12 protein-coding genes are annotated in these 19,190 nt (G+C 72.8%); 7 read left to right on the plus strand and 5 right to left on the minus strand.

The features are described 5' to 3' along the window. Positions 1-33 precede the first annotated feature (33 nt). Positions 34-1,353 carry a glutamate-1-semialdehyde 2,1-aminomutase gene (gene hemL, locus FFS25_RS03880; RefSeq protein ID WP_137801982.1) on the plus strand — a complete coding sequence of 440 codons (1,320 nt, stop codon included), beginning with the start codon at positions 34-36 and terminating at the stop codon, positions 1,351-1,353. A 90-nt stretch (positions 1,354-1,443) separates the two neighbouring features. Here hemL and FFS25_RS03885 read toward each other — a convergent pair whose 3' ends face one another. Next, entirely contained in the window at positions 1,444-1,635 is a 192-nt protein-coding gene (locus tag FFS25_RS03885; RefSeq protein ID WP_006215798.1) for a CsbD family protein, read from the minus strand. A 91-nt stretch (positions 1,636-1,726) separates the two neighbouring features. After that, positions 1,727-2,668, minus strand: a complete 942-nt coding sequence (locus tag FFS25_RS03890; protein WP_349654410.1) for a 3'-5' exonuclease — start codon at positions 2,666-2,668, stop codon at positions 1,727-1,729. 168 nt (positions 2,669-2,836) lie between these two features. Between FFS25_RS03890 and FFS25_RS03895 the strand changes: the two genes are divergently transcribed. Then, positions 2,837-6,349: a UrvD/REP family ATP-dependent DNA helicase gene (locus FFS25_RS03895; RefSeq protein WP_249933761.1), complete on the plus strand. Its 3,513-nt coding sequence runs from the start codon at positions 2,837-2,839 to the stop codon at positions 6,347-6,349. Then, on the plus strand, positions 6,346-10,161 hold the full coding sequence (locus FFS25_RS03900) for an ATP-dependent helicase (RefSeq protein WP_137801984.1): 3,816 nt from the start codon (positions 6,346-6,348) through the stop codon (positions 10,159-10,161). Before FFS25_RS03895 ends, FFS25_RS03900 begins: the two co-directional genes overlap by 4 nt. 96 nt (positions 10,162-10,257) lie before the next feature. Here FFS25_RS03900 and FFS25_RS03905 read toward each other — a convergent pair whose 3' ends face one another. After that, the gene (locus tag FFS25_RS03905) at positions 10,258-11,526 is read right to left on the minus strand and encodes a macrolide 2'-phosphotransferase (protein WP_137801985.1); all 1,269 of its coding nucleotides are present in this window, start codon (positions 11,524-11,526) and stop codon (positions 10,258-10,260) included. Positions 11,527-11,706: 180 nt separating this feature from the next. On the opposite strand from FFS25_RS03905, the gene nudC reads away from it, so the two are divergent. Next, entirely contained in the window at positions 11,707-12,825 is a 1,119-nt protein-coding gene (gene nudC / locus FFS25_RS03910) for an NAD(+) diphosphatase (protein ID WP_249933762.1), read from the plus strand. Further along, the gene (locus FFS25_RS03915; protein WP_137801986.1) at positions 12,819-14,705 is read left to right on the plus strand and encodes an ATP-dependent helicase; all 1,887 of its coding nucleotides are present in this window, start codon (positions 12,819-12,821) and stop codon (positions 14,703-14,705) included. The genes nudC and FFS25_RS03915 overlap by 7 nt, the downstream gene beginning before the upstream one ends. Before the next feature lie 33 nt (positions 14,706-14,738). Here FFS25_RS03915 and FFS25_RS03920 read toward each other — a convergent pair whose 3' ends face one another. Continuing rightward, positions 14,739-15,563 (minus strand): hypothetical protein, encoded by an 825-nt coding sequence (locus FFS25_RS03920; RefSeq protein WP_137801987.1) that lies wholly within the window; start codon positions 15,561-15,563, stop codon positions 14,739-14,741. Positions 15,564-15,699: 136 nt separating this feature from the next. Here FFS25_RS03920 and FFS25_RS03925 point away from each other — a divergent pair, with 136 nt between their 5' ends. Beyond that, positions 15,700-16,371: a M48 metallopeptidase family protein gene (locus FFS25_RS03925; protein WP_137801988.1), complete on the plus strand. Its 672-nt coding sequence runs from the start codon at positions 15,700-15,702 to the stop codon at positions 16,369-16,371. On the opposite strand, the gene FFS25_RS03930 is transcribed toward FFS25_RS03925, so the two are convergent. Next, the gene (locus FFS25_RS03930) at positions 16,308-17,744 is read right to left on the minus strand and encodes a zinc-dependent metalloprotease (protein ID WP_249933763.1); all 1,437 of its coding nucleotides are present in this window, start codon (positions 17,742-17,744) and stop codon (positions 16,308-16,310) included. The two genes, FFS25_RS03925 and FFS25_RS03930, sit on opposite strands and share 64 nt — an antisense overlap. Before the next feature lie 199 nt (positions 17,745-17,943). Here FFS25_RS03930 and FFS25_RS03935 point away from each other — a divergent pair, with 199 nt between their 5' ends. Next, the gene (locus tag FFS25_RS03935) at positions 17,944-19,074 is read left to right on the plus strand and encodes a YlbL family protein (protein WP_137801990.1); all 1,131 of its coding nucleotides are present in this window, start codon (positions 17,944-17,946) and stop codon (positions 19,072-19,074) included. Positions 19,075-19,190: the final 116 nt, after the last annotated feature.

The following is a 19,190-nucleotide window of genomic DNA, read 5'->3' on the forward strand; positions in this document are numbered from 1 at the left end:
CGGCTTTCGAGACATCGCTTCCGAAAGGACCCCATGACCGTCTCCGAAGAGCTCTTCGAGCGCTCCCGCCGCGTGATCCCCGGAGGGGTGAACTCGCCCGTGCGCGCGTTCGCCTCCGTCGGGGGGACCCCGCCGTACATCTCCGCGGCTCGCGGGCCGTACCTGGCCGATGCCGATGGCCGCGAGTTCGTCGATCTCGTGGGGTCGTGGGGACCGGCGCTGGTCGGCCACGCGCACCCGGTCGTGCTGGAGGCCGTGCACGCTGCCGTCGAGAAGGGCCTGTCCTTCGGCGCCTCCACGCGCGGTGAGACCGAGCTGGCCGAGCACCTGGTGCAGCGCGTCCCGGCGCTGGATGAGATCCGCATGGTCTCCACCGGCACCGAGGCCACCATGACCGCACTGCGCCTGGCCCGCGGCGTGACCGGACGCGACCTCGTGATCAAGTTCGCCGGCTGCTACCACGGCCATGTGGACTCGCTGCTCTCGGAGGCCGGCTCCGGTGTGGCCACCCTGTCGCTGCCCGGTTCGGCCGGCGTCACCGAGGCCACGGCGGCCGAGACCCTCGTACTCCCGTACAACGACCTCGACGCCGTGCGCGAGGCTTTCGCCGCCCACGAGGGGCGCATCGCCGCCGTGATCACCGAGGCCTCCCCTGCCAACATGGGCGTGGTCCCGCCGGATCCGGGATTCAACGCGGGCCTGCGGGAGATCACCCGGGCCAACGGGGCCCTGATGATCTTCGACGAGGTCCTCACCGGATTCCGCGTGGACCCCGCCGGCTACTGGGGCCTGACCTCGCCGCAGGAAGGCGGCTGGGAGCCGGACATCTTCACGTTCGGCAAGGTCATAGGGGGCGGTCTGCCGGTGGCGGCACTGGGCGGGCGCCGCGAGATCATGGAGCACCTGGCCCCCACCGGCCCCGTCTACCAGGCCGGCACGCTGTCCGGGAACCCGGTGGCCATGGCCGCCGGGCTGGCCACGCTGCAGCTGGCCGACGACGACTGCTACCGGACGATCGACCGTCTCTCCGAGCAGCTGCGCGGCGAAGTCTCCTCGGCGCTGTCCGCCGCAGGAGTCGACCACTCGATCCAGAACGCCGGTTCGCTGTTCTCGGTGACCTTCGGGACCTCGGAGCGCCCGGTGCGCACCTACGCGGATGCCAAGTCCCAGGAGGTCTACCGCTGGGCGCCGTTCTTCCGCGCCATGCTGGAGCAGGGCGTGTACCTGCCGCCGTCGGTGTTCGAGGCCTGGTTCCTCTCCGCAGCGCACGACGAGACCGCCATGCAGCGGATCATCGACGCGCTGCCCAAGGCCGCCGAGGCTGCCGCCCAGGCGCAGCCCGTCCAGGGCTGATCGGCTCCGGGCCCAGCTTCACGGACATGACAGCGCCCCGGTCCCTTCCGCATCGCGGAGCGGACCGGGGCGCTGTGCGTCGGCGACGCGTCAGTTCTTGTCGCCCAGGACGTTGTCCTTGGCGTCCTTCAGGTTCTCGCCGGCCTGCTTCAGGTTCGAGGAGTTCTCCTGCTGCTCGCCGGCTCCCTGCAGGCGCTCGTCGCCGGTGGCCTCGCCGAGCTTCTGCTTGGCCTGGCCCGAGGCTTCCTCGGCCTTGTTGCTGATCTTGTCACCGAGTCCCATGGGAACCTCCTGTGCTCTGCTGTCGACCGGAAGGCCGACGGGGAATCCGAAGTCTACTGCGGGAACCCGACCTGCGGCAGTCCTGCTGGGATCATCCCTGCAGGTCGCGCACCGGCCAGGTGCCGTCGATGACGATGCTGGGGTCCTGACGACGGCTGCGCAGGAACTCCTGGAAGTCGGCGGCCTGCTCGGCGGACCATTCGATCTGCTGCCGGTGGATCTGCGGGGCGCCCACGCGCAGCTCGGCGAACTCCTCGGCCAGACGACGCCCGACCTGCTCGGCGGCCAGGGCGTCCGCCCCGGAGGTGTGCGCCTCCTCCAGGTCCACCTCATAGGCCTCGGACAGAGCCACCAGCGTGCGCTTGCCGCGCCATCTCACCCGCACGTGCTTGTGCATCACGTAGGGGTCCAGCACCGGGAAGGCCTCCGGGGCCTGCAGCCCGTGGCGTCGGGCCTCGGCGGCCAGGACCGTGAAGTCGTAGGACGCGTTGAAGGCCAGCACGGGGATCCCGCGCTCCAGCAGATCGGCGACGGCGGCCACGATCTCCGGGACCACCTCCGCCGCCGGACGGCCGTGCTCGCGAGCGTGCTCGGTCGAGATGCCGTGCACGGCCGCAGCGCCCTCCGGAATCTCCACGCCGGGATCTGCGAGCCAGTCCCAGCGCTGGAGGATCTCGCCCCGGGCATCGATCAGCAGCAGCGAGGCGGTCACGATGCGGCACTCGTGGGCGTCCTTGCCCGTGGTCTCCAGGTCGAAAGCCGCTCGCGGCAGCTCGGTCCAGGGGGTGCCAGGGTCCTGCGGGGCCCGTGCCTTGTGGTCGGATCGCGGCGCCACAGCATCGGCGGGCGCCGCGCTCGCGGCGGGTGCGCTCGGTCGATCCCCGGCACCGGTCGATGCCGCGGGGGTGTCGAACAGCGACAGCTGGGCCTCCTGGGCCTCGGGCTGGGAGGGGCTCGCCGGGCTGCTGCCCGACGGGGTCGGAAGATCGAAGAGCGGATCGGTCTGCTTGGACGGATCGGGTCTGCTGGCCATGCCGACACCGTACGGAGCCGCTCCGACAGCACTGGGCCGGCGGCTTGTTCCGGCGCGATGCGGCCGATGGCGATGCCGATGCCGCTGAGGTCGGGGCCTCGGGGGCCGCGGCGCACCTGCCGCCCGAGATGGCCTTGTGCTGTCAGAGCGCTGTGGTGCGATGTGGTCATGTCCCAGCAGCGGCCGTCGCATCCCCCCGAGTCCGTCGTCGATCTCTCCGCGTCGCGCTCGGCCTGGCGCCTGGTCCCGGCCGAGCGCAGCTCGCTCGTGCTCCCGGAGCTCTCAGCCCTGGATCGCGATCAGCGGGAGATCGCCGAGCTGGCCGGCGGCTGCGGCCCGCAGCTCGTGCTGGGGGCGCCGGGCACGGGCCGGACCACGGCCCTGCTCTCGCTGGCCGCCCGCAGGCTGCGCGAGGGCCTGCCCGCGGACCGGCTGCTCGTGCTCACCCCGTCGCGCGCCGCGGCCGCCCGCGCCAGGGACACGCTGACCGCCACCGCGGCCACCACCATGACCTCTCCGCCGGTGCGGGCGTGGCAGGCCTACGCCTTCGACCTCCTGCGCCGGGCTCAGGCGGAAGGACTGCTGCCGGGGGTCGAGCAGCCGCCCCAGCTGCTGTCGGGACCGGAGCAGGACGTCCTGCTCAAGGAGCTGATGGCCGGTCACCGCAGCGGCCACGGCGCCGCCGTCGTGTGGCCGCCGGATCTCTCGGAGGCCGTCGGCACGCGCGGCTTCCGCCAGGAGGTCCGCGATCTCTTCGACCGCGTGTGCGAGCACGGGCTGTCCCCGGAGGACCTCGAGCAGCTGGGGCACCAGATGCAGCGACCGGACTGGATCGCCGCCTCCGTGCTGCGCCGGGAGTACCTGCGCGTGCGCCGCCTGCGCATGCCGGAGGCCTTCGACCCCGCGGCCCTGGTGAGCGAGGCCTGCCGGGTCCTCGTGGAGCACCCCGACTTCCTCCACCGGGAGCAGCAGCGGCTCGAGCTCGTGGTGATCGACGACCTCCAGGAGGCCACGCCGTCGATCCACCGTCTGCTGGAGGTGCTGTGCCGGGGCCGGGACGTCGTGATCGCGGCGTCGCCGGACACCGTCGTGCAGGGGTTCCGCGGTGCTCGCCCGGACCTGCTGCGCGGACTCGACGACCGCCTGGGCACCCCGCAGCGGCCCCTCACGCGTCGCGTCCTGGGCACCGGGCACCGCATGCCCCCGGCCATCCAGCTGGCTTGGCAGCGCGCGGCTCAGCGGATCCCCGCTCTCGAGACCGCCCTGGGGGCCCGCCGTCCTCGTCCCGTGCCGCCGGGGGGCGATCCGGAGGCGGAAGAGCTGCCGCAGGCGGTCCTGCTCGGCTCGGCCGCGCAGGAGGCGCGCTGGATCGGCCACGCCATCCTCGAGCGCCATCTGCTGCAGGGCGTGGCGCTGCAGGACATCGCCGTGATCGTGCGCTCGAGCGATCGCCTGCAGTCCCTGCAGCGCCACCTCACGGCTCTCGGAGTGCCGGTGACCACTTCGGCAGCCGAGACTCCCGTCCGGGATGAGTCCGCGGTGCGTCCCCTGCTGTCCGCGCTGCGGCTGATCGTGGCGGAGCGCTCGGCGGCCCAGCACGATCAGGAGCTGGAGCGCGAGCAGCCGGGCCCCGAATCGCTGCGATCCGATGCCCCGGACGCGCCGCGGGCCTCGGAGACGGGAGAGGGGACCGCGCAGAGCAGCGCCGTGCTGGAGGCGCACGAGGCCGTCGAGCTGCTCAGCTCCCGGATCGGAGGCGCTTCGGCCATGGACCTGCGCCGCCTGCGCCAGCGCCTGCGAGCCCACGAGCTGCGCAGCGGCGGAGGACGCAGCTCGGACCAGCTGCTCGTGGAGGCGCTGCTGGACCCCACCGTCATGGAGGATGCAGGCGTCAGGGCCGCCCCGGCGCGTCGTGTCGCCCGGATGCTCCAAGCCGGGCGCACCGCGCTGCGTGCCGACGGGGCCACCGCCGAGACGGTCCTCTGGGCGCTGTGGGAGGCCTCCGGAGTGGCAGGACGCTGGCAGCGCACCGCCCTGGCCGGCGGTCCGGAGGGCCAGCGGGCCGATCGCGATCTCGATGCCGTGGTCGCGCTGTTCGGCACGGCCGAGCGCTTCGCCGATCACCGCCCGGGAGCCGGGTCGCAGGAGTTCCTGGACTTCTTGGAGCATCAGGACCTGCCCATGGACACCCTCGCCGCCCGCGCCCCCACGGGGGCCTCCGTGGAGATCATGACTCCGGCCACCGCAGCCGGTCGCGGCTGGCCGGTCGTGTTCATCGCGGGCCTCCAGGAGGGCAGGTGGCCCAACACGACGCTTCGTGGGCAGCTGCTGGGAGCCCAGCGCCTCTCGGACGCCGTCGAGCTCGGCGTGGAGGTCGCCGCTCAGGCCAGCCCCGCCGCCCGGCTCACGGAGGTCCGCCACGACGAGCTGAGGCAGTTCGCCACAGCCGTCTCCCGTGCCTCGCGCGAGCTGATCGCCACGGCCGTGTCTTCCGAGGAGGAGAACCCCTCGGAGTTCCTGGACATCGTGGATCCGTGGGATCCCTCGCTGCACCCGGAGGCCGCCCACCGGGCACGTCCCGTGCACACCGCGCCGCGTCCTCCCACGCTGCGGGCCCTGACCGCCGAGCTGCGCCGGGTGCTCCAGCAGGGGACGGCCTCGCAGGAGCAGAGGGAGGCGGCGGCACAGCTGCTGCACCGCTTCGCCTCCTCGCCCGAGCCCGTGGACGGGGCGGCCCCGCACCAGTGGTGGGGCCTGCTGCCGCTGTCGTCCACGCAGGAGGTCCTGGACCCGCAGCAGCCGGTTCCGCTGTCTCCTTCGCGCCTCGAGACCATCCAGCGCTCGCCGCTGGACTGGTATGTGGCCACGGCTCGTGCCGAGGAGGCCTCGGATGCGGCGCGCTCGGTCGGCACCCTGGTCCACTCGATCGCAGAGCAGTCCCCAGAAGGCACCGGCGATCAGCTCGCGGCGCAGATCCACCGCAGGTGGAGGGAGCTCGGGCTGCCGGAGACCTGGGAATCAGACCTGCTCAAGGAGCGGGCCGAGACCATGCTGCGCAGATTCGCCCAGTACGTGATCCAGGCTCGCAAGGACGAGCACCGCCGCCTGGCCCTCGTGGAGGGGGGCTTCCAGGTCCTCATCCACGGCCGCGCCCGCGATGCCCTGCTGCGCGGTCGGGTGGATCGCCTGGAGATCGATGACCAGGGCCGTTTCGTGGTGGTCGACCTCAAGACGGGGCGCAGCGCACCTGCCACCAAGGATCTGCCCGAGCATCCTCAGCTGCTGGCCTATCAGGCGGCGCTGGCGGCCGGTGCCGGTCAGGCCATGGTCGAGGAGCAGCAGCGCGGCATCCGGCAGAGCACGGATGCGGAAGGGCTGAAGCCGGAGCCGAGCGAGCCCCTGGTGCTGCGGGAAGGGCCCCTTCAGCATCTGCCCGGCGGTGCGCTGCTGGTCCAGCTGGGCGTGGACAGGGTCAACGTCAGCACGCAGCTGCAGGACGGGCTCACCGAGGAAGGCGGCGTGCAGGTCCGCGAGCTGGTCTCGGCCGCTGCGGATCTGGTGGCAGGGGACCGCTTCCTGGCCAGTCACACCGCAGGGTCGAACACGGGCCACGGCGGGATCGGCTGCAGCCTCCCGGAGATCTGCCCGCTGTGCGCCGAGGGACGGCAGGTCACCGAATGAGCGTCTCCGCCGCCTCCAGCGGCCGCTCGCCGCACGAGCCGAACCACGACCAGACCCAGAAGGAGCCCGGCATGGCCTTCGAGCACGACTCCCGCCCCCAGACGTCGTCATCCGAGGATGCGTCGTGGTCAGGCGAACCGGAGTCCGCAGCGTCGTCCTCGCCCGCCGGGGCGTCGGAGCCCGGGGTCTGCGCTGCAGGACCCGGGGCGATGAAGGGCGATGGATCCCCGCACCCGTACCTGGGCGTCGAGCCGCGCTGGAGCCCCCAGGAGCTGGCGGAGGCGCTGGGCGGCAACAGGCCCACCGAGCAGCAGGCGGAGGTGATCGCCGCGCCGCTGACCCCGCGGCTCGTGGTCGCCGGTGCCGGCTCGGGCAAGACCGCCACCATGGTCGACCGGGTCGTGTGGCTCGTGGCCAACGGCATCGTGCGCGCGGATCAGGTGCTGGGCGTGACCTTCACCCGCAAGGCCGCCGGTGAGCTGCGCGACCGCGTGCGGGGCCGACTGGGTGTGCTGCGCTCCAAGGGCCTCGTCGTGCCCGGACCGGAGGACCCCTCCGAGCTCTCAGCGGCCGACGCGGACCGCGGCGCCTCCGCCGGCCAGGGGGACACCGCGCCCGTGCTCGAGCCCACGGTGCTGACCTACCACTCGTATGCCAGCACGCTCGTGCGCACCTACGGGCTGCGGATCGGCCTGGAGCCGGAGACCGCGCTGCTCGGCCCGGCCCAGGCCTGGCAGATCGCCTCGCGGGTCGTGGAGTCCTGGGACGGTGAGGTCCCGTCCGATCTGAAGATGTCCACGGCGGTCGAGCAGGTCCACGCGCTGTCCTCGGGCGCCGCGGAGCACCTGCTGGACCTCGACGAGATCCGGCGGCGCACGGCTCGGCTCGGGCAGGCCATGCTCGAGACCCCGCCGCGACCGGGGGGCAAGAAGAAGAAGGTCACCAAGGACACCCAGGAAGCCGCGGGCCGCCTGCTGCGCACCGGCGTGCTGTGCCGCATGGCGCAGCGCTATCAGCAGGCCAAGCAGGAGGCCGAGGTCATGGACTTCGGCGATCTGCTCAGCCATGCGGCGCGTCTTGCCCAGGAGGATCGGACCTGCGGCGCCTCGGAGCGGGAGCGCTACCGCGTGGTGCTGCTCGACGAGTTCCAGGACACCTCGCACGCGCAGATGAAGATCTTCGCCGAGCTCTTCGGCCAGGGCCATTCCGTGATGGCGGTCGGGGACCCCCAGCAGTCGATCTACGGCTTCCGCGGAGCCTCTGCCGGACAGCTCTTCGGCTTCAGCGACCATTTCCCGGCCCCCGGCGATCCCCAGGACGCCGTCTCCTTCCTGACCACCGCCTGGCGGAACGACACCGCGATCCTCGACGTCGCCAACAGCGCTGCCGAGCCCCTGCGCACTCCGCCCCCGTGGAGCACCGGCAGCGCCGGACAGGGGCTGAAGAAGGTCCCCGGCCTGGACCCGCGCCCAGAGGCAGATCGCGGGCAGGTCCTGCTGTCCCGGCACCGCTCGGATCAGGACGAGGCCGTCGCCATCGCGGACGACATCCTGGCCGCGCGCGGCCGGGTCCGCGAGGACCAGGAGCTTCCCACCACGGCGGTGCTGTGCCGCCGCCGCTCCCAGTTCGAGCCCGTGCGCCGCGAGCTGATCGCACGGGGGATCCCGGTGGAGGTCGTCGGGATCGGCGGTCTGCTGCAGGTCCCGGAGGTCGTCGACATCGTGGCCACGCTGCGGGTGCTCACCGATCCCGGTCGCTCGGACTCCCTGGCCCGACTGCTGACCGGAGCCCGCTGGCGGCTGGGCGCCCACGACCTCGCCGCTCTCGGCGACTGGGCCGGGCACCTCGAGCGGCGCCGCAGCGCTGCGGCGGACATGGGCCTGATCGAGGACATCGACTCGCCAGGCGACCCTGAGGACGCGGTGCAGGGATCGCCCCAGGAGGACGTCCTGGTCGAACCGGACCGGGTAGACGCCGCCTCCCTCGTGGAGGCCGTGGAGACCCTGCCGCGCACGGACTGGATCTCCGGAGCCGGACGCAGCCTCAGCGAGACCGGCCGTCAGCGACTCATCGCCTTCGCCGAGGAGCTGGCCGAGCTGCGGACCTGGCTCTCCGAGGACCTGGCCACCATCATCTCGGTGATCGAGCGGACCCTCGGTCTGGACATCGAGGTCGCCGCCCGCCCGGACGCTCGAGCCGCGCAGGGCCGCCGCGACCTGGACGCCTTCCTGGACCTGGCGGCGTCGTTCAGCTCGGCCAGCGCCACGCAGGACGTCGGGGCGTTCCTGGCGTGGCTGGACATCGCCTCCCGCGAGGAGAAGCTCGACACCGCCCCGCCGGAGCCTGCTCGGGGTGCGGTGCAGCTGCTGACCGTCCACGCCTCCAAGGGGCTGGAATGGGATCACGTGCACGTGCCGGGCATGAACCAGTCGCACTTCCCCATGACCCGGGACACCCGCTGGACCAAGAACCCCTCGGACGTCCCCTGGCCGCTGCGCGGGGACCGGGCATTCCTTCCGCAGTGGAGCGAGGACACCTCGGATCTCGACGCCCTCAGCGACTCCCTGGCGCAGTTCCAGGAGGATGCCGCCCAGCATGCCGAGGCCGAGGAGCGCCGCCTGGCCTACGTGGCCTTCACCCGTGCCAGGAGCCGCCTGCACCTGTCCTCGAACGCATTCTCTGGTTCGGCCGCCACGCGGCGGACGCCGTCGCGCTTCCTCCTGGAGCTTTTGCCGCTGAGCGGTCAGCAGGGCCTGGAGATCGCGCGGGAGGCCGCCCAGGAGAAGGCCTTCGACTCCGCGCCGGTCGAGCTGCCCCAGGACGACCAGCACCGGAGCATCGACGGGATCGAGCTCGTCGGCTGGGAGGATGTCGCCGCGGACGAGAGGAACCCCGAGCAGTCGCGACGCCTGTGGGCGGCCTGGCCGTACGACCCCCTCGAGGGCCCTGAGGTCCTGGAGACGCGCGGCGAGCAGGCCCAGGCTCCCATCGACCCGGATCAGCCCGGCGTGCAGAGGCAACCGGCCCCGCAGGCCGGGCGACGCGCCCGGGTGGAGGCCGCCGCTCACCGGGTGAGCGAGCAGTCCGAGACCGACCACGCGGAGATCGAGCGCCTGGAGGCCGAGCAGAGCCGCCGGGATCCGCAGATCCAGCGCTGGTTCGAGGAGGCGCGCATCCTGCTGGCCGCCCACGAGACCCGCAGCGAGGTCCAGGAGCTGGCCCTGCCCTCGCACCTGTCGGCCTCCACGGTGGTCGAGCTGGGCCGTGACCCGCAGGCGGTCGCCGCGCAGTTCCGCCGACCCATGCCGCGTCGCCCAGGCATGGCCGCGCGCGCCGGAACGGCCTTCCACTCGTGGGTCGAGGACCACTTCCAGTCCTCGGCGATCTTCGACCTGGACGAGGTCCCCGCGGAGGACGACTTCGTGGACGAGTCCTACGACCTCCCGCGCCTGGCCGAGACCTTCCGGGCAGGTGAGTGGGGAAACCGGCAGCCGTGGTCGGTCGAGCACCCCATCGAGACGCCGATCTCCGGGGTCACCATCCGCGGCCGGATCGACGCCGTCTTCCGCACTGAGGACGGCCGCTGGGAGCTCGTGGACTGGAAGACCGGAGCCGTGCCGGCCCAGAGAGAGCTGGCGCGTCGAGCCGTGCAGCTGGCCGTCTACCGCCTCGGCTGGTCACGACTGCAGGGCGTGCCGATCGAGGACGTCTCGGCGGCGTTCTACTTCGTCTCCGAGGACCGGACGATCCGCCCGCACGACCTGGCGGATGAGCAGCAGCTCGAGCGGATGGTGAGCCGGGCCTTCGGCTGAGGACCTCGCCCCGGGTCGCAGCCCCTCGGGCCGCGCGGAGCCCGCAGTCATGGTCCTCCGCAGTGGGCGACGCCGCCGCGGTCTCGGCCCTGGCTCTCAGTCCTGCGAGGTCCCGGGGTCGGGTCGGCGCAGCGGGGTGACGGTGGCCCCGGTGTGCGGGTCGGCGGCGGGACTCTCGTCCTTCGCGCCGGAAGGCTCAGGGGAGTCGTCGTCCGCCAGAGGCTCGGCCGTGCCGACTCCTGCGTCGTCGGCGGGATCCGAGAACAGCGAGTCCCGGTTCAGGCCGTGGAGGCCGGTGGCCGTGAAGGAGTCCTCCTCGGCGCGCTGCCGGGAGGCGCGGGCATGCTCGGTGCGGGCCTCGATCGACTGCTCGGCCTCGGCTCCGCATGTGGCCGAGAGCTCCCGGTCGTAGGCCTCCACGTCCTTCTCCAGGATGCGCAGCATGGACTCGGCGTCGGCGACCAGCTCCGGCAGATCCCGTGAGACGCCCCGCACGAGCCAGCGGGCCAGGGCGAACTCGGCCTCCAGATGCGCGCGGCGCAGCAGGTGCGGGTCCGGCGCGGCGGGGGTGTGCCGGGAGTACTCCGCGACCACGGCGGCGGCGAACGACGGGTCGCTGGCCCCGATCAGCCAGGCGAAGTCGTCGGCGGGATCGCCCACGTGCACGTCCGACCAGCCGGTGACGGCCGTGATCCGGTTGCCCTCCACGGTCAGATTGTCCTCGTGGAGGTCGCCGTGGATCACATGGGTGGAGAAGCGCCACAGCGTGCGGTCCTCCAGCGCATCCTCCCAGCGCCGCAGCAGAGCCGCGGGGATGCGTCCGGTGGTCGCTGCCTGGTCGAGCTCGCTGAGCCGGCGCCGGCGGCACTGCTCCGAGCTGTAGGCGGGCAGATCGGCGTCCATGACCATGGCGCGCGGCAGCGAGTGGATCGCGGCGATCAGCTGGCCCAGCTGCGCGGCGGCCTGCGGCACGGGCTCGGCGCTCGGGGGCTGCGGTCGCGCCGGCGGAGCGTCGGCCAGGTCCATGAGGTCGTCGATCGGCACCGGGCCACCGGGAAGGTGCGAGTACACGAACAGGCGCCGTCCGCGGTCCTCGACCGAGCCCACGACGGTGGGCATGTGGAACGGCAGCTTGGCGCGCAGCGCCGGGCTGAACGAACTGAGAACGGCGTGTTCGGAGGCCAGGCGCATGGAGGCCTCGTCGGTCAGCGAGCTGCGCACGCGCCACCGGCGCTGCGAGGCATCGACGACCACGGCGGAGCGGAAGTCGGCGTCGTCGTCGGGGGAGGGGGCCACACCCGCAGGGCGCAGCCCGGGGACGGCCGCGGCCGCCGCGGCCGCAAGGTGCTCCAGGGACGATGTCATGCAGGCAACCCTACAAGCGCATCCTGGTCGCTTCCCGCGCACGACGACCGCGTCCCGCCTCGCTCCACAGCGCCCTCCTGCTCAGCGGGGCCCGAGCGATCTCCACCGCTTCCCGGTGGGGGCATCAGGGCACGCGACGGGCCGCGATGCGTCGTCAGCTGCGGGCTCTACAGTGGTCGCGTGCCCACAGACCAGACCCGCCATACACCTTCGGCCCACGATCACCAGGCGCCCGGCACCTCCTCGGGGCCGGACTTCGATCGTCTGGACCCCTCGTTCATGCTCTCCACGGAGGCGCTGGACCGGCGCGCGGTCGAGCGCGAGCGCACGGATCTGCGCCGCGGCGCCCGGCTCGTGCTCGTGATGCTCGGCGGGCGGCTTCCCCTGCGCGGGGACCGCCTGGTGCTGCTGGAGCGCTCGCAGCTGCCGGAGCTTCCGGCTGATCCCGCCCGGCCGGAGGTCTTCCTGGGGGAGGTCGCCGCCGCCGCCGTGCTGCCGGACGAGGAGCATGATCCGCAGCAGCGCGTGGGAGTCACCGTGCGCGCCCTGGACGATTCCCAGTCCGCTCTGCAGGACACCACCCACGGCGTGGTCGACGAGCTCGGCCAGCAGATCGCGGCCGTCCAGGCCCAGCTCGACACCGCTGCCCCGGGGCATCAGTGGCAGGGGCTGCGTCAGGCGGCCCTGTCCATGATCGGCCGGTCCCCGGAGGACGAGGCGCTGGCGGTGGCCGCTCAGGCCGCCATGGCCTGGCATCTGGACCACCCCCGCTGCCCGCGCTGCGGCGAGGTCACGGAGGTCGCGCGCTCGGGCTGGATACGCGTCTGCCCGCAGGACTCCTCCCTGCACTTCCCCCGCACCGATCCCGCGATCATCGTGGCCGTCACCGACGGCGAGCCCGGAAGCGACCAGGAGCGCCTGCTGCTGGGCCGCGCGGCGGCCTGGCCGGAGGGCCGCTTCTCCACGCTGGCTGGGTTCGTGGAGCCGGGGGAGTCGATCGATCAGGCGGTGCGCCGCGAGATCCAGGAGGAGTCCGGGGCGGACGTGGGCGATGTCCGCATCCTGGGCTCCCAGCCGTGGCCGTTCCCGCGATCGCTGATGATCGGCTGCACCGCGCGCCTGCAGGGCGGGCAGGTCGCCCCGGACGGCGAGGAGATCGCCGAGCTGCGCTGGGTGACCCGCGAGCAGCTGCGCCGCACCTCGGAGGTCGGTGAGCTGCTTCTGCCCGGGCGGATCTCCATCGCCCGCTCCCTGATCGAGCACTGGAACGGCAGCCCTCTGACGGGGGCCGAATGGTGAGCCTGGAGCACCTCGAGCGCGAGATCGTCCCGGACGCCGCCTCCGCGGCACTGTTCGCGCTGCCGGAGACCGAGCAGCTTCCTCTCGAGGAGCGCATCCTCGAAGGCCTGGATCCCGAGCAGCGCGAGGCCGCCACGGCCCTGCGCGGACCGGTGTGCCTGCTGGCCGGCGCGGGCACCGGCAAGACCCGGGCCATCACCCACCGGATCGCCTACGGGATCGCCGTGGGGGTCTACATCCCCCAGAAGGTCCTGGCCCTGACCTTCACGGCCCGGGCCGCCCACGAGATGCGCGATCGCCTGCGTCTGCTGGGCGCGGAGGGCGTGCAGGCCCGGACGTTCCACTCGGCGGCCCTGCGCCAGCTGCAGTACTTCTGGCCCCAGGCCGTCGGCGGCTCCATCCCGGACCTGGTCACGCACAAGGCGCGGCTGATCGCGGAGGCGGCCGGCTCCATGCGCCTGAGCAGCGACCTCGCGGCGATCCGCGACCTGTCGGGGGAGATCGAGCGCGCCCGGGCGCTGCTGCTCGTGCCGGACATGTACCCGGATGCCATCGCCCGAGAGGCCGCGGCCGGCTCCGTCCGGGACCTGCCCGGCGGGCACAGCGCCACTACGATCCAGCGGCTGTGGCAGACCTACGAGGATCTCAAGACCGACCGGAACCTGATCGACTTCGAGGACGTGCTGGCCATCATGACCGGCATCCTCGAGGAGGACCAGCGGATCGCGGCGGCTGTGCGGGCGCAGTACCAGCACTTCGTGGTCGACGAGTACCAGGACGTCTCGCCGCTGCAGCAGCGCCTCCTGGACGCCTGGCTCGGCCCGCGCGACGACCTGTGCGTGGTGGGCGATGCCTCCCAGACCATCTACTCGTTCACGGGCGCCACGTCTCGGCACCTGCTCGAGTTCCCGGCGCGCTACGAATCCGCCCGGGTGATCCGCCTGGTGCGCGACTACCGCTCCACCCCGCAGATCGTGGACACGGCCAATCGCCTGCTCAGTGCGCGTCGTGCCGGCCCGGATTCGACCGAGGGGCTGTGGGCCGAGCCCCTGCGCCTGGTGGGGCAGCGCGCCGCCGGTCCCGTCCCGGACTGGCACGAGTACCAGGACGATCAGGCCGAGGCCCAGGGCACCGCCGTGCGCATCCAGGACCTGCTCCAGGACGGCGTCCCGGCCACCGAGATCGCCGTGCTCTACCGCACCAATGGGCAGGCCCAGGCCTTCGAGACCGCACTGGCCGATGCCGGCATCGGCTTCCGGCTGCGCGGCACCGAGCAGTTCTTCCGCCGTCCGGAGGTGCGCCAGGCCATGGTGCAGATCCGCTCCGCGGCAGGGGCCGAGGCGGAGTCCGGAACCGGCGCCGTGGCCCAGCAGGTCCGGGACATGCTGCGCTCGCTGGGCTGGTCGCAGCACGCCCCGCGCACCGTGGGCAGCACGCGGGAGAAGTGGGAGTCCATGGCGGCGCTGGTGGACATGACGGACCGCCTGGCCGCCGCGCACACCGAATCGCTCCAGGCCGCTCAGCGCGCCGGGACGGAGGGCCCCGGCCCGTTCACCCTGCGGCACGTGGCCGAGGAGCTGGGTCGTCGGGCCGTGGCCCAGGACGCGCCCCCGGTCGAGGGGGTCACCCTGGCCTCCCTGCACTCGGCCAAGGGCCTGGAGTGGGACGCGGTCTTCCTGACGGGGCTGTCGGAGGGGCTCATGCCGATCACGTTCGCCGAGACCTCGGACGAGATCGACGAGGAGCGCCGACTGCTCTACGTCGGCATCACCCGTGCCCGCGAGCAGCTGGTGCTCTCGTGCTCAGCCTCGCGGACCCCGGGCGGACGCGCCAACCGGCGCCCGTCGCGCTTCCTGAAGGACCTCCTGCCCACCCGCTGAGCCGCGTCCGGCAGCCGATCCGCCGGGCGCAGTTCACACGCGGCACAGGTCGCAGGCGGATCCGGGCGGCTCGGACACGGCGGTGCGGGTGCTGAAGGGGTGCCCGGGACCGAGCAGCCACCGCCGCGGCGACTTCTGCTGCGGCTCCTCGGGCTCCAGGGCGGCGGCCAGCACCGCCTGGACGACCATTCCCGCTGCCCACGCCGTATGAGCGGGCGCCGCTGCGCGCATGGCCATCAGCGGCCCAGGCCGGTCCACCTGCTGCGCGCCGTCCTGGTGGGCGTGCTCGGCGATCCGCTGCAGGCACTGCTGGCAGGGGCGCCGGTGCCAGGCGCCGGTCTGCTCAAGGACCGCGGCGCTGAGCCCCGCGAGCTCGGGCAGCTGCAGCACCTCCACCAGTGGCACCCCGTCCGGCAGTCTCAGATGGTCGCCGGGCACCTCGAGCCGGAGCCCCTCCTGCGCGGCAGCGCGCAGCCGGGAGGCCCGCAGCACCACACGGCCGGGTCGGGCGTCGGTGAGGACATCATCGGTCCAGGTCACCGGGGCTGCGAGCGCGTTGGCCGCCCGGATGCGCCGGCGCGTGCACAGGTCCCGGGGCAGTCCCACCTCGGTCGAGTCGAAGGAGCCTGCGCGGGCATCCGCCCAGGTGACCCAGCCGTCGTCGGCCACGGTGAAGCCGCGCACCCCGCACCCGGCCAGCATCACGGCCGCGGCCGCCGTGAGGGGGCTCAGGCCCAGCAGCAGCACGCGCATGTCGCACACGGCCGCGCCCAGACGCAGGTGCGTGGTGCTGGAGCGGGGCATGAGCAGCGGGTCGAGCCGTGCCGGTGCGGCGGGCACGGGGGCTGTGGGCAGCATGGGAGTCCTCTCAGCAGGCGGCCGCGCGCTCGATGGCGCAGCGAGCGGATCCGGGAAGCGCCCCGGGCCTGCAGTCTGCGCGGCCTCGAGCAGACTCGAGCGCTGTCCACAGGCGAGGATGGGTAGCCTTCGGTCCATGCCTGCCGCCCGTCGCCCCCGCCAGCACTCCGCCGATCGTCCGGACAGCGCTGCCGATGCAGGCGCCTCCGGCGAGGCCGAGACCGGCGAGGAGCCCGAGGTCGAGGTCCGGCGCTCGCAGCGCCGCCGCCGCACGGTCTCCGCGCACTGGTCGGGGGAGCGGATCATCCTGCAGGTCCCCGCGATGATGTCGTCCCGCGAGGTCGCGCGATGGGCCGAGCAGATGACCACCCGCCTGGTCGACCAGCGCGAGCGCACCCGAGCCGCCTCGAACGCGCGCGGGCGCGACGAGTACCTGATGGGCCGTGCTCGGGAGCTCTCCGAGCGCCTTCTCGGGGGCCGGGCGCAGCCGACGGACGTGGTGTGGACGTCCCGGCAGACCGGGCGCTGGGCCTCAGCCACGCCGGCCACCGGTCGGATCCGCGTCTCGGATCGCCTGCGCAGCGCCCCCGAATGGGTGCTCGACACCGTGCTGCACCACGAGCTGTGCCACCTGCTGGAGGCCGGCCACGGTCCGCAGTTCCGTCGTCTGGAGGCGCTGCACCCGGACATGGACAGGGCCCAGGCCTTCCTCGAGGGAGCGGCCTGGGCCCTGGGGGAACCGGATCAGCGTCCGCTGTCTCCCGAGTCAGGATCGGAGTCCGAGCCGGGGCCCGACTCGGGTTCCTGATCCGCGGAGGAGCCGGAGTCCCGTGCGTCGTCCTCGGACATCGACTCGCTGTCCAGGAGGCTGCGCAGGGCGGCGTCGAGCTCGTCCTCGGAGGCCGTGAGCAGCCCGCGACGGGACTCGTAGCCCTCCGGATCGTCGAGATCCTCGTCGGTGGGCAGCAGCTCGGCGGACTCCCAGAGGCCGTCGCGGTCCTCGAGGCCGCGGCGCTGCTCGACGCGCTCCCAGAAGGCCGCGGCGTCGCGCATGCGGCGCGGGCGCAGCTCGAGCCCGATCAGGGACGCGAAGGCGTGCTCGGCCGGCCCGCCCGAGGCGCGACGACGGCGGATGGTCTCCGACAGCGCAGCCGACGAAGGCAGGTTGGCGGTCGCGCGCACCGTCACGACGTCGACCCAGCCCTCGATCAGCGCCAGCAGCGTCTCGAGGCGGCCCAGCACGGCCTTCTGCTCGGCGGACTGCTCGGGCAGGAAGACCCCGGAGCCCAGGGCCTCCTGCACGGCGGAGGGATCCGAGGGATCGATGTCCGCGGCCAGGCCCTCGATGCGCTCCATGTCGATGTGGATCTCGCGGGAGAACCGGGTGATCAGATCGATGAGGTGGGGGCGCAGCCAGGGCGAGGCGTGGAAGAGGCGCGTGTGCACGACCTCGCGGACGGCGAGGTAGATCACGACCTCCTGAGCGGGGATGTCCAGGCCCTCGCCGAACTCCTCGACGTTGCGCGGGAGCATGGCTGGACGGTCCCCGCCCAGCGGCAGGCCGATGTCCGAGGACGAGACGACCTCGGCGGCCAGGCCGCCGATGGCCTGGCCCAGCTGCATGGCGAACATCATCCCGCCGGCACCGGCCAGCATGTTCGAGGCCCCGCCCATCATCTGGGAGACCTCCTCCGGCAGCTGCTGGGTGAGGGTGTCCGTCAGCGCCTTGGTGATCGACTCGGCCACGGGGCCGGTGATCTCCCGCCAGGTCTCGAACGTGCCTTCGACCCACTCGGAGCGCGACCACGCAGCCGGCTGCAGCGGAGCCTGCCCGAAGCTCGTGTGGTCCTCGACCCACAGCTGCGCGAGCTGGACGGCGTGGTCGACGACCTTGCGCTGGGCATCGGTCACGGACGGATCCCCGCCGGCCGAGACGACCCGGCGGGCATGGTCCTTGGCGGCCTGCCAGTTGACGGGGCCGTCTTGGCCAGCGCCCGAGAACATGGACTGCACCTGCGCGAACATGGCCTGCATGGCGGCGGGATCGGTCGGCATGCCCATCTTCTGCAGGTCCTCCGGGGACATCCCGGACTGCCCCAGGAACTGCCGGAACATCTGCTGGAAGGGGTCCTGGCCCTGACCCTCGCGGTCGTCGTCGCCGTTCGGTGACTGGGAGCTCATGGTCCTGGTCCTGTTCTGAAGATCGATGGCTGCGTGTGCGGCGCCGGCGCCGCCCCGGTCGGGCTGCGTCCGGCGGTCTGCTGCGGACCCTCGTGCGCTGGGCACGCGGGAGTCGTCGTCCCAGGGTAGCGACGCCGACTCGACCGCGGCCCGCCGTTCGCTGGAAGCATGTCGGGGCGCGTCGGACTAGGATCGGTCGGTGCCGCTCATCGAGTGCGAGCAGCCCCGTCCCGCCGGTGCCCGAGAAGATCCCGAGGTCCTGATCCCCGTGTCCCGCCCCCGACTCCGCCCCGGCCTGGAAGGCGGATCGCTGATCGCGGCTGGTGCGCTGCTGATCGTGTGCGCCTGGGCCCCCACCCCGTACGTGGTCGAGCGGCCGGGGCCCACGTTCGACATCGCCGGCGAGGTCGGCGAGCAGCCGATCATGACGATCGACGGGGCCGAGACCTTTCCCACCGACTCGCAGCTCGACTTCTCGACCGTCTACGTGGTCGGCGGGCCGGGCTCGAGCCCCCGGGTGCTCGAGACCATGATCTCGTGGGCGGATCCGGGGATGGCGGTCGTTCCGCTGGAGGTCATGTACCCGCCGGCGACCACGCAGGAGGAGGTCGCCGACTCGGGCACCGCAGCCATGGAGTCCTCGCAGGACATGGCGATCGCCGCGGGGCTCAACGACCTCGACCACGACTACGAGACCTCCCTGAGCGTCTCCGCGATCGAGCCCGGAGTGCCCGCGGAGTCGTCCCTGCGGGTCGGCGACCAGCTGCTCGAGCTCGACGGCGAGCCCATCGCCTCGTTCGAGTCCCTGCGCGACGACCTCCTGGCCATGCCGGATGACTCGGCCCAGCTCTCGGTGCTGCGCGACGGCACCCGCACCGACGTCTCCGTCGAGACGATCGACGAGGGCCACGGCCGTCAGCTCGGCGTCTACCTGGACCGCGAGTTCGACTTCCCCTTCGAGGTCGACTTCGGCCTGGAGGACGTGGGCGGTCCGAGCGCCGGGATGATGCTCTCGCTGAGCCTGATCGACCAGCTCACCGAGGGCTCGCTGGCAGGAGACCACCACGTGGTCGGCACCGGGACTATCGACGCCGAGGGCGACGTCGGCCCGATCGGCGGCATCCGGCAGAAGATGATCGGAGCCTCGCAGGCCGGGGCGGATCTCTTCCTGGCGCCGGTCGAGAACTGCGACGAGGTGCGCGGCCACACCCCGGACGGCCTGCCCGTCGTCGCCGTGGACACCCTCGATGAGGCCGAGGAGGCCCTGGCCGTCCTGGCCGATGACGGCGATCTGTCCGCCCTGCCCAGCTGCGGGGACGCGCAGGACTGAGCACGGGCAGCTCTTCCGGTTCCCAGAGGATTCACCGACTTTGCCCATGTGCGCGTCAGGCCCGACAATGGAGGTGGTGCCCCGTCTGTCGTCGGAGCGCCTGACATCTTCGACCA

It is taken from the genome of Kocuria sp. 2SI (assembly GCF_005502825.1).
GTDB lineage: Bacteria > Actinomycetota > Actinomycetes > Actinomycetales > Micrococcaceae > Kocuria > Kocuria palustris.